Annotated in this window: 15 protein-coding genes; 7 read left to right on the forward strand and 8 right to left on the reverse strand. The window is 47.7% G+C overall.

What is annotated here, in order from left to right; translation table 11 throughout:
- The first annotated feature begins 19 nt into the window (after positions 1 to 19).
- The gene (locus P5G61_RS11520) at positions 20 to 1,315 is read left to right on the forward strand and encodes a multi-tm2 domain protein (RefSeq protein WP_435874129.1); all 1,296 of its coding nucleotides are present in this window, start codon (positions 20 to 22) and stop codon (positions 1,313 to 1,315) included.
- A gap of 131 nt (positions 1,316 to 1,446) precedes the next feature.
- Here P5G61_RS11520 and P5G61_RS11525 read toward each other — a convergent pair whose 3' ends face one another.
- From P5G61_RS11525 to P5G61_RS11555, 7 genes are all read right to left on the reverse strand, one after another.
- Positions 1,447 to 2,100 (reverse strand): methylthioribulose 1-phosphate dehydratase, encoded by a 654-nt coding sequence (locus P5G61_RS11525; RefSeq protein WP_301246526.1) that lies wholly within the window; start codon positions 2,098 to 2,100, stop codon positions 1,447 to 1,449.
- A 2-nt stretch (positions 2,101 to 2,102) separates the two neighbouring features.
- Entirely contained in the window at positions 2,103 to 2,780 is a 678-nt protein-coding gene (locus tag P5G61_RS11530; RefSeq protein ID WP_094936992.1) for a 2-hydroxy-3-keto-5-methylthiopentenyl-1-phosphate phosphatase, read from the reverse strand.
- Positions 2,777 to 4,000: a 2,3-diketo-5-methylthiopentyl-1-phosphate enolase gene (locus P5G61_RS11535; RefSeq protein ID WP_024630609.1), complete on the reverse strand. Its 1,224-nt coding sequence runs from the start codon at positions 3,998 to 4,000 to the stop codon at positions 2,777 to 2,779. The genes P5G61_RS11530 and P5G61_RS11535 overlap by 4 nt, the downstream gene beginning before the upstream one ends.
- Positions 3,997 to 4,857 (reverse strand): pyrroline-5-carboxylate reductase, encoded by an 861-nt coding sequence (gene proC, locus P5G61_RS11540; protein ID WP_024630608.1) that lies wholly within the window; start codon positions 4,855 to 4,857, stop codon positions 3,997 to 3,999. Before proC ends, P5G61_RS11535 begins: the two co-directional genes overlap by 4 nt.
- 36 nt (positions 4,858 to 4,893) lie before the next feature.
- On the reverse strand, positions 4,894 to 6,141 hold the full coding sequence (locus tag P5G61_RS11545; RefSeq protein WP_301246528.1) for a glutamate-5-semialdehyde dehydrogenase: 1,248 nt from the start codon (positions 6,139 to 6,141) through the stop codon (positions 4,894 to 4,896).
- Positions 6,142 to 6,169: 28 nt separating this feature from the next.
- Positions 6,170 to 7,273, reverse strand: a complete 1,104-nt coding sequence (gene proB, locus P5G61_RS11550; RefSeq protein ID WP_301246529.1) for a glutamate 5-kinase — start codon at positions 7,271 to 7,273, stop codon at positions 6,170 to 6,172.
- Between the two features lie 361 nt (positions 7,274 to 7,634).
- Complete coding sequence (locus tag P5G61_RS11555; protein ID WP_301246531.1) at positions 7,635 to 8,843, reverse strand: pyridoxal phosphate-dependent aminotransferase; 1,209 nt, start codon at positions 8,841 to 8,843, stop codon at positions 7,635 to 7,637.
- Between the two features lie 151 nt (positions 8,844 to 8,994).
- On the opposite strand from P5G61_RS11555, the gene P5G61_RS11560 reads away from it, so the two are divergent.
- The 3 genes from P5G61_RS11560 (at position 8,995) to P5G61_RS11570 (ending at position 10,501) form a co-directional block, all read left to right on the forward strand.
- On the forward strand, positions 8,995 to 9,339 hold the full coding sequence (locus P5G61_RS11560) for an ABC transporter substrate-binding protein (RefSeq protein ID WP_301246532.1): 345 nt from the start codon (positions 8,995 to 8,997) through the stop codon (positions 9,337 to 9,339).
- 69 nt (positions 9,340 to 9,408) lie between these two features.
- On the forward strand, positions 9,409 to 10,230 hold the full coding sequence (locus P5G61_RS11565; protein WP_301246534.1) for a carbon-nitrogen family hydrolase: 822 nt from the start codon (positions 9,409 to 9,411) through the stop codon (positions 10,228 to 10,230).
- A gap of 85 nt (positions 10,231 to 10,315) precedes the next feature.
- Entirely contained in the window at positions 10,316 to 10,501 is a 186-nt protein-coding gene (locus P5G61_RS11570; protein ID WP_301246535.1) for a hypothetical protein, read from the forward strand.
- Between the two features lie 219 nt (positions 10,502 to 10,720).
- On the opposite strand, the gene P5G61_RS11575 is transcribed toward P5G61_RS11570, so the two are convergent.
- Positions 10,721 to 11,641 (reverse strand): LysR family transcriptional regulator, encoded by a 921-nt coding sequence (locus P5G61_RS11575; protein WP_301246537.1) that lies wholly within the window; start codon positions 11,639 to 11,641, stop codon positions 10,721 to 10,723.
- Positions 11,642 to 11,997: 356 nt separating this feature from the next.
- Between P5G61_RS11575 and P5G61_RS11580 the strand changes: the two genes are divergently transcribed.
- The 3 genes from P5G61_RS11580 to P5G61_RS11590 are packed head-to-tail and all read left to right on the forward strand — an operon-like array spanning position 11,998 to position 16,257.
- Positions 11,998 to 13,896, forward strand: a complete 1,899-nt coding sequence (locus tag P5G61_RS11580) for a beta-glucoside-specific PTS transporter subunit IIABC (protein WP_301246539.1) — start codon at positions 11,998 to 12,000, stop codon at positions 13,894 to 13,896.
- Between the two features lie 35 nt (positions 13,897 to 13,931).
- Entirely contained in the window at positions 13,932 to 14,771 is an 840-nt protein-coding gene (gene licT / locus P5G61_RS11585) for a BglG family transcription antiterminator LicT (protein WP_079349370.1), read from the forward strand.
- 28 nt (positions 14,772 to 14,799) lie between these two features.
- A complete protein-coding gene (locus P5G61_RS11590) occupies positions 14,800 to 16,257 on the forward strand; it encodes a glycoside hydrolase family 1 protein (protein WP_301246540.1) in 1,458 nt (485 codons plus the stop codon).
- Positions 16,258 to 16,293 lie beyond the last annotated feature (36 nt).

A 16,293-nucleotide genomic window follows, 5' to 3' on the forward strand; every position in this document is an offset into this window, starting at 1 on the left:
AAAAGAAAGGATGACGACTGTGCAATCAGATCGTAACAAATTACTTGCATTCCTATTAAACCTGATACCGGGTCTGGGCTTTCTCTATTGGGGTCGGCCTGCCAGAGCTGTAATCTATCCATTACTCTTTTTTGGGACAGCTGTTGGTTCGTTTATGCTGGCCATGCTGGTGAGAGAAAGGGAATTAATGATTCTTGGGGCCGTGGGTGCCATATTCTTCTGGTGTGTCAGCATGCTGGATATGATTATCGTTCTGCTCCGTGCGCCATCTCCAAGTAATGCCCGCTACCATGGATATGGCGCACAATACAGTGGACCACATCAAGGGGCAGCATATCAGGGAGAATACGCTGATCAGGAAGGCCACCTTGGACAGATGGAGATGGACCAAGAAGGAATACATCAGCATCAAGGCGGTGAGTATGGCAGCCCCCAAGGGCAGTATGGTCAACCGCTCTATAGAAAAGGTAGTGATAGTGAACGATTCTTCACGATTTTGCTTTCGTTTGTTCCAGGTTTGGGACATCTCCATCTCGGATTGTTACATCGCGGTTTATCGTTCCTGATCGCGTTCTTCGGTTCATTTGCCATGATGGTTTTTGTAGCTTCCATTACGAATGAATCCGTATTTCTGATGTTCTTGCTCATTCTGCCTGTCATTTGGGTGTACTGCATGTTTGATGCAGTACAGCACGTCCATCGCAAGCAGGCAGGTGAGGTGTTGCAGGATCGGACCTTGTTCGAGGAACTGGAGATGGGCAGGGCATCGGGACGACGCAGTAAAGTGCTTGCAACGCTGTTATCGGCTTTTCCGGGTGCGGGTCATCTGTATCTGGGACTGCAAAAAAGAGGCATGCAATTGATGTTCCTGTTTCTCGGCAGCATTTATATTCTGGACCTGCTTCGCTTATCGGTATTTTTGTTTATGATCCCGTTGATCTGGTTCTATAGTTTCTTTGACGGACTCCAGTGCTCGAGTCGTTACGGCCGTGAACCGCTGACCGATCAACCCATTTTTAAGGATTGGGCTCGTCACCAGCGACTGATTGGATTCGGTATTGCAGCGTTGGGTCTGTATTATCTGGTCATCCGGTTGGTCATTCCACAGCTAAATGAGATGTTCCCCAATGTATTTATGACGTACGAGATTCGTTCGTATGTGAATACGGTCATTGTTTCCTTACTGCTTATTTTTGGCGGTCTGAAGCTGTTGTTCGGCAAGCAGCGTGGGGCGAGTGCGAATAGTGCGATTCATCGGAATGATGAGGAAGCAGACAGCCTCTTTTTATTCAAGGATCAGGATGATCGACTGTAGGATTCATTCACAGCTGTACACAAACGGTATTGGAAAACGGGAATTTTCTATAAACCAAAAACACGCCAGGGGCTATGTAAACCAGCCTTGGCGTGTTTTTTATGCAGTCTTAATTTTGAATGGAATGATTGCTATTTCGTAGCACCCTTGAGTAGAAGTTGACGGTACATCACTTCGAACAGGAACTCGAACGCTTCCAGATGACGTTTCGCTTCAAAAGCATCTTTACCCCACGCATAAATACCGTGATTACGCAGTAAAATTCCCGGTACGTTAGCGTCAAGTACATCTGGTACCAATTCAGCGATGGATGGAATGTCCGCGAAGTTAGGTAGAATCGGTACACGAATCTCCGCATTTTCTTCCCAGATGTTAAAAGCTTTGATCAATTCGATTCCTTGAATCGGTACGTGTCCATCTGCTCCAAAGAACTCACTGATCAGGTTGTTAAATACGGTATGCACATGGAACACGGCGCCACAGCCGGTTAAACGATAGATTTCGCAGTGAATCAACGTTTCAGCGCTCGGCTTCAGGGTTGTATTCTCAATGGCTTTGCCATGCTTGTCCACAAACAGAAAATCTTCCGGTGTGCGGAGAGATTTGTCTTTGCCCGAAGCTGTAACCGCAAAGTAAAATTGCTCCGGATCGAAGTCGCCCACACGCATCGACAGGTTGCCACTTGTTCCAGGGAACCAGTTACGGTTGGCAAACAGCGCTTTGATATCAGCCAGCTCGTCAAGCACCTGACGTTTGTGTTCCAATGTAATCTTTTCAAAACCCATCTTTACAGCACTCCTTGTGTTTGCTTCTGTTTCATATCTTCCATAATATCGTAAAAGGTCGTGAATGGGACATGATCTACACCGAGTTCGATACACTTATCCGTCAGGATGGAACGGGAATAGACGAGATCGGCGATTTTGGCACCTTCAAAATCAGTCAAACTGTCGCCAATAAGGATACGATTATATTGTTCTTCAGGGAATGTACGAATTACCGTCGTTTTACACATGCCGCAGCCGTTCTCGCAAGGAGGCTGACATGGGTTAGGCCATTCAATACGGATGAATTCATCTGTGAAATCCGCCCCGTTGCAATAAATGTGATCCTTTGGAATATCGAATGGAGCAAGCAAAGGCGCGATAAAAAAGTCCATTCCGCCGCTGGTGACATTGAATTCAATGCCCTCGTCTCGAACGTATGCAAGAAATTCGCTGAACCCTTCTCGGATCCCAGCCTGTCCAAGTACAAATTCCACAATCTCGTCTTTCTGTGAAGAAGGCAACAGTGCGAACATCGCTCCAACACCTTCACGGAGGGAAATTCGCTGTTCAATCGTATCTTTCATAATCGCTTCAATACCTTCAGGCTTAAAATGCTTCATAATCGCTACAATATTGTCCGAAAGGGTGATGGTGCCATCAAAATCACAGAAAATAACCGTTTTTTTATCACTTCTCATCGTTCGCCACCCCACAAATCCAGTGCACTTTTCAGTTCTGGATGTTCGGCAGCATACTGTGCCAGTGGAATGGAGCGCTGGGCTGCTTCAATAGCCTGTAAGAATGCCCGTCCGCCTGCCTCCGTACCCATAGGATGCCCATGAATGCCTCCGCCTGCATTAACGATGACATCGGTGCCGAAGTCTCGCAGAATAAGCGGTACAAGGCCAGGGTGTATACCTGCTGAAGGAACAGGCATGCTGGTTCTGACCGGAAGTTCAGGTGACAGCAATTGTTCTGTAATGGCCATATTCTCTTCTTTCGGCATCGTTACCGATCCGTAAGGGGAAGGGAAGAGCACCAGATCCGCTCCGGCAAGTCGCATCAGTTGTCCCAACAGGACGGATGCCGAGATACCGTAATGTGGTGAAGGATACAGTGCACCTGCAAGAGCAGGATGAGCCATAATTGGTACGTTGATGTCCGGATCACTGCTAAGTTCGTGCAGCACGTCATATCCGTAAGACAATACATTGAACAACAGTGCATTGGCTCCTGCACCTATCGCGCGTTCAGCCTGTTGTTTCAGGCGTGATGTAGGTCCGGTCAAATTCGCCGCATAGAGCAGTTTTTTGCCCGTCTCCTTGCGTGCCTGTTCGGCAGCTTTCATGCAAACCTCGACTCTTTTTTCGATGGGAGTCAGCTTGTTCTCAAACAGAATTTCATCGTCCTTAATCAAATCTACTCCACCAAGAGCTTGGCGTATAAACTGTTCCCGCAGCTCCTCTGCATCCAACCCAATGACTGATTTAAAAATGCTCATCAACAGTGGACGATCGTGTACGCCCAACAGATCACGAACACCATTCAGTCCAAACTTGGGACCGGGGAATGCGCTGAGGAAGCCGTCCGAGAATCCAAGTCGTGTCAATTTGATGCGTCCATCCATTGAAATTTTGCCAAAGACCGTCACGAGCAGGGCAGGAATATCACGGCTGAAATTCACATCAGGATAACCAATGGTAATATCGGCGTAACGTTCGCCGGGGGCAATGCCCTCAGCCTCATGTATCTCTACACTGATGACTTCGCCCAAATGTTTCTGCATCGCCTCACGCTTGGCCTGAGGCAATTCGGTCCAACTGCCAACGGTCATGCCGACAGCAATCGACTCAGCCTTCTTGCGGAAGTCTGCACGATCATCATGCAGACGATATGTGGCTGTGCACATGTTATTCATTTTAAATCCCCTTCCAAAGCAGCTCCCATCTCCCGTGAGCGCTCGGCACAGCGGTTGACGGCTGCGATTACATTTTCAAAGAAATCTCCCTCGTCCAGCGTTTTTAGTGCTGCCTGGGTTGCGCCTCCCGGGGAGGTTACATCACTACGAAGTTTCATCGGCTCCATGCCGGTTTGCTGCACCATACGTGATGCACCCAGCACAGTCTGAACTGTCAGGTCACGGGATTGCTGGCTGGACAAGCCGCCACGAATACCTGCGGCAATCATGGCCTCCATCAAATAGTATACATAAGCCGGACCACTTCCGGAAATACCTGTGAGCACTTCGAGTTTATCTTCAGGCACGATAGTCACAATTCCAACAGCTTCAAACATCGTCATGACTGTACTGCGTTGTTCATCCGTAATCTCTTCAGAGAAGGCAAGTCCGGTAGCGCCAAGCCCAATTGTACTGGATGTATTCGGCATGGTGCGTGCGATCGGTTGCTTGCGCCCCAGGAGCGTCTGCATCGTACGGATCGATAATCCTGCAATAACGGAGACGATTAATTGATCCGGTGACAGGAGCGGCCCAAGTTCACGCAGCGCTGCGGCAGCATCCTTTGGTTTCATACAGAGTACAATAACTGGAGAAGCGGCGAGATGATCCAGCGATTGTGCAGCTGTTCCGGTATGTACGGCATAACGGGTACTGAGCTCCTCCTGACGTTTCTGGTTGCTGCGGTTCAGCATCGTAATATCCTGAGGACGTACGACAAAGCGGGAGATCAATCCCCGCACGATAGCTTCAGCCATCGCACCTGCTCCGTGAAAAGTAATCTTCTGTTGTAATAACGTCTGTTGTTCTTGACTCATATTTATCGTTCCTCCTATATAACTGTAGCTGCGAAATTATTGCCGGATTTGTCCATTGCCAGTAATACGATATTTGGTTGACGTCAGTGCAGGCAGACCCATAGGTCCACGAGCATGCAGCTTCTGGGTACTGATCCCAATTTCAGCTCCATAGCCGAATTCAAATCCGTCTGTGAAACGTGTGGAAGCATTATGGTATACAGCGGCTGCATCTACATCATGTAAGAAACGTTCTGCATGGGTGGTATCCCGGGTGACAATACACTCTGAATGCTTCGTGCCATAACGTGCGATATGCTGCATCGCTTCATCCAGATTCTGAACCACACGGATATTTAAAATATAATCATTATATTCTGTCGCATAATCTTCTTCCGTCACAGGAAGGGCAGAGGGAACCAGACGGCGCACCGTGTCACAACCCTTCAACAAGACATTCGCTTCCCGGAGTTGTTCGGCCAGAGCCGGCAGATGCTCCTCCGCGTAAACAGCGTGCAGCAACAAGGTTTCCATGGAGTTGCACACGGATGGACGCTGTGCTTTGGCATTAATAGCAATCTCTGCTGCCATAACCGGATCAGCAGATTCATCCACATAGGTATGACAGATACCTGCGCCGGTTTCGATCACAGGCACTGTTGCATTGGCGACCACATTGCGGATCAGTGAAGCCCCGCCGCGCGGGATGATGACGTCCAGCAGTCCGTTCAACTTGAGCATTTCGTCCACGGAGGAGCGGTCTGCATCCTCAACAAGCTGCAAGGCGTCAGCGGGCATGTCTGTTGTTGCCAGTGCCTGATGCAATACCTCCACAATTTTGCGATTAGAGGAGAGGGCAGAGGAGCCGCCTCGTAGAAGTACAGCATTGCCTGTTTTGAGGCAGAGTCCGGCTGCATCTACTGTAACATTTGGACGGGCCTCATAGATGATGCCAATCAGACCGATAGGTACTCTTAATTTTTCAACATGCAATCCGTTTGGACGAGTGAAGGTCTCAAGCACTTCACCAACAGGGTCCTGCAGGTCTACAATCTGACGCAGCCCTTCAGCGATGCCGGCGATACGATCTTTATTCATAGCGAGGCGATCAAGCATCGATTCTGGGGTGCCTTGCTGTCTTCCACGTTCCAGATCATCCGCGTTTGCTGCAATAATGGAATCTGCTTGGGCAATCAATGCGTCTGCCATGACCAGCAGCGCGCTATTTTTTTGTTCTGTGCTTAGTCGATTCAACTGCGGAACCACGGCTTGGGCCTTGCTCGCTTTTTCTCTGACTTCACTCATCATAAATTCCTCCCATATATAAAAGTGTCTATTTTAACGTAATCCACTCGTCCCGGTGAATAACCTCAAGTCGATGGATGCTGTTCAACTGCTTCATTACTTCGCCACTTGGCAGTCCTGCAATGAGCCGCAACTGGTCATCATCATAATTGACAATGCCACGACCGAGCAGGGTATCGTCCATACCTAGTACCTCTACAACGTCTCCGGCGTGGAAGGTGCCCAGTACGCGCTTGACACCTACAGGCAGGAGACTATGACCACCATGGATCAGTGCTTCTTCGGCACCATTATCCACAACCACGGTACCGAGCGGTGTAGACATGAAACCAAGCCATTGCTTTTTACGAGAGAGAGCGGCAAGACGAGTCTCGAAATACGTTCCTTTTCCGGTCCCATCAACTGCTTTTTGCATATCTCCAGGTTCCTTCACACTGCCCACAAAGACAGGCACACCTCCACGCGTTGCCACCTTGGCTGCATCGACCTTGGATCGCATCCCACCCGTGCCTACAGATGATCCTGAACCGCCGGCATAGGCATAGATCTCTGCTGTAATTTCCGGGATACGGTCATAACGTACAGCAGCTGGATCTTTGCGTGGATCAGCCGTATAGAGGCCGTTGGTATCTGTTAGAATGACCAAATGTTGTGCCTTGACCAGATTTGCCACCAAAGCAGACAGGAGATCGTTATCTCCAAACTTCAATTCATCAACAGATACAGTATCATTCTCGTTGAAGATCGGAATGACGCGCTGCTTGAGCAGCTCTTCCACGGTCATCCCCGCGTTACCCATACGTTTTCGGCTGTGAAAGTCAGTACGGGTGAGCAGAATTTGTGCTGTAGTAACGCGGTGCGCTGCAAAAGCCTGTTGATATGCCTGCATCAGCAAAGCTTGCCCAACAGCCGCTGCGGCTTGTTTTTCATGCAGCTGCTTGGGACGCTGGGGGTAACCGATCTCCCGGAATCCGGCAGCTACCGCTCCCGAAGTGACCAGAAGAACCTCATGGCCTTGATCAGCCAAGGCAGCAATTTCTCCAGCAAAAAATGTAATGGCACTGCGATCGAGCCCGCCTTCTTCCGTAGTAAGCGAACTGCTTCCGATCTTAACTACAATACGTGAGGTCATGTTTTCACTTCCTTAAACAATATTAATGATTGACCCTGGAGCAGACCGTTGGGTACAAAAAAAACTCCCGCCCTTTTAGTTAAAAAGGACGAAAGTTCGTTACTTCCGCGGTACCACCTTTATTGATGATTGGATCATCCGGCTTCATGCCCTGTAACAGAAGGCACTGTCCTGTGCATCACAGGCCGCTCAGGGGTAGGGTTCGGAGAGAAGCCGCGGTAAATTCTTGCAGCCCGATGGAATTTACTCTCTGGGCGCGGCTGATCCTCTCGTACTGGTCCCGTCATCACGTTTCGTTCAATATTTCCTTATAACATACCATGGAAACTTGGCAGATGCAAAGGGGTTATACACCTGTAAATTACTTGAATAAATTCAGCTTGCCAATCCGCTGCGCAGCTTCCCTTAATCGATCTTCATCACTTAGCAGTCCTGCACGCACATAGCCCTCACCATGTGAACCGAAACCAATACCCGGTGCGACCGCGACCTTTGCTTCACGCAGTAACACATCTGCAAAGGACGCCGAAGTAAAGCCAGCGGGTACAGGCAGCCAACTGAAGAAGGAACCACCTGATTTGGTGGCCTGCCAGCCGATTGATGAGAGTGCGTCATAGAAAGCGTCTCGACGTGATTCATAGCGTGCAACCAGCGAAGTGACACATTCCTGGGAAGAGGTCAGTGCTACCGCAGCAGCGGCCTGGATGCCTCCGAAGAGACTCACGTAGATATGATCCTGCAGCAGATTAATTTTGGAGATAATATCCGCGTTGCCCAGGGCGAAACCGACACGCCAACCCGCCATGTTGTACGTTTTGGATAACGTATAGAACTCAATGCCCACTTCTTTGGCACCTGGTGCCTGCAAAAAGCTCACTGGCCGATGTCCATCAAATCCGATCGCACCATAAGCGAAGTCACTGGCTACGACGATTTTATTTTGAATGGCGAACTCTACCGTATCTTCATAGAAGGAAAGCGGGGCGGTGGCCGATGTTGGATTGTTGGGATAGTTCAGGAACATCAGCTTGGCCTTTTCCCGATCTTCCATAGAGATTGCTTCATAATCAGGCAGGAATGCATTGGACTCAAGCAGTGGCATGAAAGACATGCGTGCTTTCGCGAGTGCCACACCGGACCAATAATCCGGGTAACCTGGATCAGGCACGAGACATACGTCGCCCGGATTAAGCAATACTTGAGGCAATTGAACCAAGCCTGTTTTTCCACCAAACAAAATCGCAACTTCCGTTTCGGGGTCCAGGTCAACGTTGTAGTCTTCCTTGTAACGCTTTGCAACGGCTTCCTTCAGGAAAGCATACCCGCTAAAAGGCGAATATTTGTGATAGAGCGGGTTCTCTGCCGACTCTTGCAGTGTTTTAACAATGTGGGGCGGTGTAGGTGTATCCGGGTTTCCCTGACCCAAATTGATTACGTCGTGACCACTTGCAATTTCGCGATTTACATTTTGAACAAGGGTAGCAAAAAATTGCGTTGGAAGCTGTGTCATTACATCGGATGTAGGTATGGTAAAGGCTGAACGACCCGATAGGTTAGGCTGATTAGTCATGCTATACATCACTCCGGTTATTAAAGATGGCAATATAGTACTCATTAATTTATCACGTCAATCCCGAGCTGTATAGGGGGAAAACACTTCATGAATACTTGAATGGAGCCAATAGTTGAGTTTTTGTACAAAACTGAAATGAGGTATTTCAGTGGGCAATATCGGACTGGCTTCGCTGTTATACCATCCGATGGGGTTCAGACCGGTTACGAAAGTGAAGGAAGCGCTCGCCGCGGGCAGAGCCTATAAGGAGATATCATCTGAAGCGGTTCGCCAGTATGCGGGCGACCATATATTTGTATTGCTTCCTGAAGAGAGCGTTGCAAGGCAGGCCACAGAGAAGTTGATGCAAAGTTCAAGCTGGAGAGCTCTTTCGGCTGTAAAGAAGGGGCAGGTGTACGGAGTGGAAGAACTCACATGGAACTTGGGCGATGCTATGACCAACAACCGATTGTTGACTTTGTTGCCCGAGTTGTTACGTAGGAGTTCATCTTGAAAACAGGTTGCAGACGTTTGGATGATCAAGCTATGATTACAGGTATTACGGTTCAGAGGAGTGCTTATCATGACAGAGCAACAACATGGGGAAATGCGTGTGGCCCTGATTCAGGGCGATATTCAGCTCGGAGATCCTGAGGCCAACCATAAGCATATGCAGTTTTTACTTGAACGTGCGGTAGAACAGTATCCCGATCTGGGTCTGGCTGTACTGCCCGAAATGTGGAATACGGGCTATGCATTAGAACAAATTCATGAGCTTGCTGACCCGGAAGGACAGAAATCAAGGGAATGGCTTGCGGCTTTTGCCCAAAAACATCGAATTTCTATCGTCGGAGGTTCTATTGCGGAGAAACGTGACGGCCAAATTTACAATACAATGTATGCCTATAATAGCGAAGGAAATCAGGTAACACGTTATGATAAATTACATTTGTTCCGCCTGATGGATGAAGAGAAGTATTTGCAGCCTGGTGCAGAACCGGAAATATTCGAGCTGGAGAATGGTCTTACCGCAGGAGCTTCAATCTGTTACGATATTCGTTTTCCCGAGCTGGCTCGCACGCTTGCCTTAAACGGGGCCAAAGCATTAATCGTGCCCGCTGAATGGCCTAATCCTCGTTTGAACCACTGGCGTACGTTATTAACAGCGAGGGCGATTGAGAATCAGATGTACGTCATTGCGTGCAACCGTGTAGGAAAAGGCGGAGAAACCGAATTTTTCGGACATTCCCTCATTATTGATCCGTGGGGTGAAATTGTGGCTGAAGGTGGAGAAGGAGAAGAGATCGTGACTGGATTTATCCGCCCTTCGCTGGTGGATGAGGTTCGCGGCCGCATTCCGGTGTTTGAAGACCGCAGACCTGGCATTTATTTTGGCAGCAAATAAAATCTGTAATTTTCCAGTGAAATGTTTAATTTTCCGGGAGGCGGGTAATGATAACTATCCCGTCACCAAGGAGGATGATCAATCAATGGACAACCATGTGAAAGATACGCTCAGGAGACTGGAACAGGAAAACACTAGGGTAGATCACTTGAGGCCATTCTTAGAGAATGGGGCAGGAGGGCTATCACCCCCTGAACAATCTGTTCAGGATGAAGGCCGCCTTGTGAATCAACAGAACAGGCTGACAAGTGAACGTAATTTGCTAAAATAAACCGCCAAACTTGAAATTTTCATATGTACGTTTTTACGTTAACATTTCAATGATGATTTAGCAACATTGTACTGTAACGATGATGTACTGCTAAACCATGTAAGAACTTTATCCTGCAGATGCGGGAGACGAGTATAGAACAAAAGGCTTGGCCCTTATGGGTCAAGCCTTTGTTTATTTTGTTGCAATGTATGGCAGGCCAATTCGCTGACCGTCCAATTATTCTCCTTGAGAGAGCTCGGCAACGGTTTGTTGAAACGTATGAATGAATGCCTCCGCGGCTTTGGAGAGAACCCGTCCTTGGCGGTATGCAACTACAAGGGTACGACTGGGCGTTGGCTCAGCTAGCGGTACATAAACAGGAACGAATTCACTGCGGGGCGCGCGGGCAATAAAGCGCGGAACCAGCGTAATCCCCATACCTGTAGCGACTAGTGACTGTAGCGTCTCGATGTTCGTGCTCTCAAACACCACATTGGGATCAAACCCGGCTTCCTCACACAGGTCAAATGTAAGTTTGCGGAAGCCCTGCCCTTTCTTAAGCACAACAAATGGCTCATCGCGAAGCTCTTCCATCCGTACGGGAACCGGATGTTCGGGATTGCCTCTGCGTGCCAGAGGGTGATTTGGGGGTACAGCCAAGTCAATTCGTTCTTCACCGATCGTTACATAAGATAGGCTTGGCTCCTGCAATGGGAGCGAGAGCAGGCTTAAGTCAGCCTTGCCACTGGCCGTCAACTTTTCAAGTGTAAGCCCGGAGTCCTCAAGCAAGGTTACTTCAATCTCGGGATAGGCTTGCTGGAATGCCGGAAGCACATGTGGAAGCAGGTGGGAGCCAGTGATCGGCATGCTGCCTACAACGACTTTACCTTTACGCAGCTGGGAAATGTCCGACATTTCCTGTCTGAGCAGCTCGACGGCATCAATAATTTTCTGGGCCTGCTCTACAAAAGTCACCCCTGCATGAGTGAGCTCCACGGTGCTGGTATTACGCTGGAATAGCAGTACACCCAGTTCCCTTTCAAGTTTGGATAGCTGCTGACTTAAAGAAGGCTGGGCGATGTGCAGCTTCTCGGCTGCCCGGGAGAAATTTCGCTCTGACGCGATTTGCAGCGTATATTGAAGTTGTCTGAATTCCATATCCACACGTCATTCCTTTCGTTATGCCATCATTATATCACTAGAGATGAAGAAATCATTATTTTTGCTGAAACGCTTGCACTGCTTAAAAAGAGCTGATATACTGTGTGTGAAAACGCTTAATGATTTAAACTTACCCGGGTATAATAAGAAAATCGTTTTCAGATGTATTCTTTTTCAGTACGATGAAGTTCAACTATTCATATTCTTTTCGTTTATATAATTGAATAACAGTTCATCCAACGATGGCGTGTTACTGTTCGGCAGGCAAGACCTAGATTGGGTGGGAAGAGTTCTTTTTCCTACCCTATTTAGGTCTTTTTTTGTTCCAAGCAGAAAAAAGGCGGAGGTGCACCATGAATCACAAACAATTAGCCCAATCGATTATGGAGCTGGTTGGTGGCAATGATAATATCAACACGGCAATTCATTGCTCCACCAGGCTCAGACTTACTTTGAAGAATCCCGATGTAGCGAAAACGGCCGAAATCAAAAACCTGGATGGTGTCATCGGCGCAGTGAACAGTGGCGGGCAATACCAGGTAATCATCGGCAATGATGTCGGATACGTATACAACGAACTTGCCAAGATGGTGGATACTCAGCAATCCGGTGAGGTTCAGGAAAAGAAAAAAGCAGATTACAGTCCGAAAGGTCTGTTTAATACCTTTGCCAGTGTGATTGCAGGCATTTTCCAGCCGATTATCCCGGCCATTGCAGCTTCAGGAATGCTGAAAGCCTTGTTATTGTTGGCAACGGTGACCGGGCTGATGTCCAAAGAAAGCCAGACGTACAGCGTCTTGAGTGTCATGTCGGATGCAGCCTTTTATTTTCTTCCGGTCCTGCTGGCTTATTCCAGTGCCAATAAATTTAAGACCAACCCTTTTGTAGCTGTCCTTTTCGCAGGCATAATGTTACACCCTAACATGATCGGATTGCTTGGCGGTGAAGACCCGGTGTCCTTTATCGGATTACCTGTAGCTTCGGTTCAATATGCAACGTCAGTTGTGCCAATTATTTTAACCGTCTGGTTTATGTCCTATATTGAGCGTTTCGCGGACAAGATCTCCCCGGGACCCGTTAAGATTTTCCTTAAACCATTGATCGTCATTCTTATCGTGGCTCCAGTCGCCTTAATTGCACTTGGTCCACTTGGCATGTACCTTGGTACAGGCATGTCCAACCTCATTTACTGGATTCAGGACAAGATTGGCTGGTTAACTGTCGTGATTATGGCTATATTGATGCCGCTGATTGTGATGTTCGGTATGCATAAAGTCTTTTATCCGATTATTTTCGCGGCACTCGCTTCACCCGGATACGAGACACTGGTGCTAGTCGCCATGCTGGCATCTAATATGGCCCAGGGAGCAGGCGCACTGGCTGTATCGTTCAAAACCAAGGATACCAAGCTCAAACAAGTTGCTTTGTCTGCTGGAATCTCCGGCGTATTCGGCATCACGGAACCTGCCCTGTACGGTGTACATTTAAGACTCAAGAAAACACTTTTTGCGTGTATGATCGGTGCAGGTATCGGGGGCTTGTTCGCAGGTATCGTGAGTCTCAAGGCGTATGCCGCTGTGGGGCCGGGGATTGCATCCATGCCCATGTTTATCAGTGAAGACAACATGAACATTATCTATGCGATTATTACCATGCTGATTTCCGCTAGTATTGCGTTTATTGCAGTGTATGTCATTGGATTTCAGGATGTTGTTCCCGCAGCAGTTCCAGCAACTGACTCTTCGGTAGCAAAAGTGGAAGAAAAACCTGAGATCAAGCCTTCGGCTGGAATCAAATCCAAAAAAATGGTTTTTGCGCCACTGGAGGGTACAGTACTTCCCTTAAGAGAAGTAAAGGATGAGGCTTTCTCCCAAGAAGCGATGGGACAAGGAATGGCCATCCAGCCGAGTGTTGGCAAAGTGTTTGCTCCGTTTGATGGAACCGTTGAGACGGTATTTCGTACCAAACATTCCATTGGGTTGAGATCGGTGGATGGAGTGGAACTACTGATTCATGTAGGACTGGATACTGTGAAATTGAAAGGGCAGCATTTTGACGTAAAGGTAAGCGAAGGAGAACAGATCTCCCATGGCCAACTTCTGATGGAGTTTGATCTTACGGCAATACAAGCCGCAGGTTATGACACCACGACCCCTGTAATCGTGACCAATTCCTCCGATTATCTGGAGGTATTGGGTAATGAATCATCACCAATGACGGGACCGGAGAAACCATTAATTACAGTGTTATAACCGTCGAAATATGAATGAGAGGCAGGCAGCCGGATATGGAAGTCGTGAAAATACTGAATTCGAGCGTTGTTCTCGCCAGACGTGGTGAGGATGATAAGGAAATTATTGTGATGGGCAAGGGCATCGGCTTCAAGAGCAAACCTGGAGATATCGTGAGTGACGACGAGATTGAAAAGGTATATGTGCTTGAAAATGAAACAATCTCTTCGGATCTCACCGCTCTAATGAAGGAAACGCCAAAAGAATATCTGATTCTGGCTGACGAGATCATTTCTTATGCCAAGCACACCTTGTCCCGACATCTGAGTGATCATCTCTACGTCTCATTGACGGATCACCTGTATATGGCGACTAAACGGTTCAGGGACAATATGACCATCCAGAATCGCATGCTGTGGGAAGTGAAGAAGTTCTATCCACAGGAATTCAGCATTGGCATGCATGGTCTGTCTCTCATTCACAATCAGATTGGTCTATCTCTGCCTGAAGAGGAAGCGGCCAATATCGCTTTTCATCTCGTCAATGCTCAGCAGAATGATGACAATATGAATCAGGTCATGCTGATGACCAACACGGTCAAGGATGTTCTCAATATTATTAAAATTCATTATCAGGTGGAGCTGGATACACACAGCATTAACTATTCCCGCTTTTTAACCCATTTGCAGTTCTTCATTCAGCGACTGTTTGAGCATAAAACGTTAAATACGCAGGATCATGAGCTGTTTGACCAGATCGCGAGCAAATATCCGCAGGAAGAAGAATGCGTGCTGCTGATCAAAGAGTATATTGAAGCCCGCTTCGAACATACGATTTCTAGCGAAGAAATGATGTACCTGATTATTCATATCAATCGTGTAATGAGTCGCAATTAAGATTGGACCAATCAAGGAGGAATACACAATGACAAATACAACGAGAACGTTCCCGGAAGGTTTTTTATGGGGAGGAGCCATTGCAGCCAATCAGGCGGAAGGCGCCTGGAATGTCGATTGCAAGGGTCTGTCTACAGCGGATATCGCCATGTATCGAAAAGGTGTGGCCAAGAGTGAGTACAAAAAGCATAATGCGATTACAGAAAAGCAGATTCAGGAAGCGATGGAATCGACGTCGGACAGCGAATATCCGAAACGCAGAGGCATTGATTTCTACCATCGTTATGAGGAAGATTTGGCGCTGTTTGGGGAAATGGGACTGAAAACATTGCGTTTGTCCATTGCATGGACACGAATCTTCCCGAATGGGAATGAAACGCAGCCCAACGAAGCGGGTTTACAGTTTTATGATCGTGTCATTGATGGCATGTTAAAGCAGGGCATTGAACCGCTGATTACGTTGTCTCATTATGAGATGCCGATGTATCTGGTCAATCATCATGGGGGATGGACGGATCGCAAAGTGGTCGATTATTTTGTTCACTTTTGCCAAACGGTGTTCAAACGATATAAAGATAAAGTGAAATATTGGATTACCTTTAATGAGATTGACAGCATCGTTCGTCATCCGTTTACGAGTGGTGGTATTGTTCCAAATCGTATTGACAACGTGGAACAAGCTGTATATCAGGCGCTGCATCATCAATTTGTGGCCAGTAGCCTGGCGGTGAAATATTGTCATGAGATCATTCCCGGTTCTCAGATCGGATGCATGCTTACCAAGTTGACGACATATGCCCATACGTGTAATCCCGAAGATGTATTGGTGGCTTCCAGGGACAATCAGTTCAATCTCATGTTTACGGATGTTCAAGTCCGTGGGGCGTATCCATACTTTACGAAGAGATTGTTTGCCGAAAAAGGGATCGTACTGGATATGCTGGAAGGTGACGAGGAGATTCTGAAAGTGCACACGGTGGACTTTATTTCATTCAGTTACTATATGTCGCTTGTATCGAGTGTCGACGGGGACAGACTGGAGCAGGTGAGCGGTAACACCACGGGGGGGGTAAAGAACCCTTATCTGAACACCAATGACTGGGGCTGGCAGATTGATCCGGTAGGCCTGCGTATTTCCCTGAACGAGCTGTATAGTCGCTATGGAGTGCCATTATTTATTGTTGAAAATGGGATAGGAGCCGTCGATACGATTGAAGAAGACGGCAGCATTCAGGATGATTACCGGATCGATTATTTCCGTTCCCATATGGAGCAGATGCATGAAGCTATTCTCGACGGGGTCGAATTGATGGGTTACACCAGTTGGGGCATTATTGATCTGATTAGTTATTCCTCCTCCGAGATGGAAAAAAGATATGGCTTTATCTACGTCGATCAGGACAATGACGGTAACGGAACGTTGGAGAGAAAACGCAAGAAGAGCTTCTACTGGTACAAAGAGGTAATTACAAATAACGGTCTGTAGAATATGTGTAGTCAAAAATGATTGTAAGACTGAGCA

It is taken from the genome of Paenibacillus vandeheii, from assembly GCF_030433635.1.
GTDB lineage: Bacteria > Bacillota > Bacilli > Paenibacillales > Paenibacillaceae > Paenibacillus > Paenibacillus vandeheii.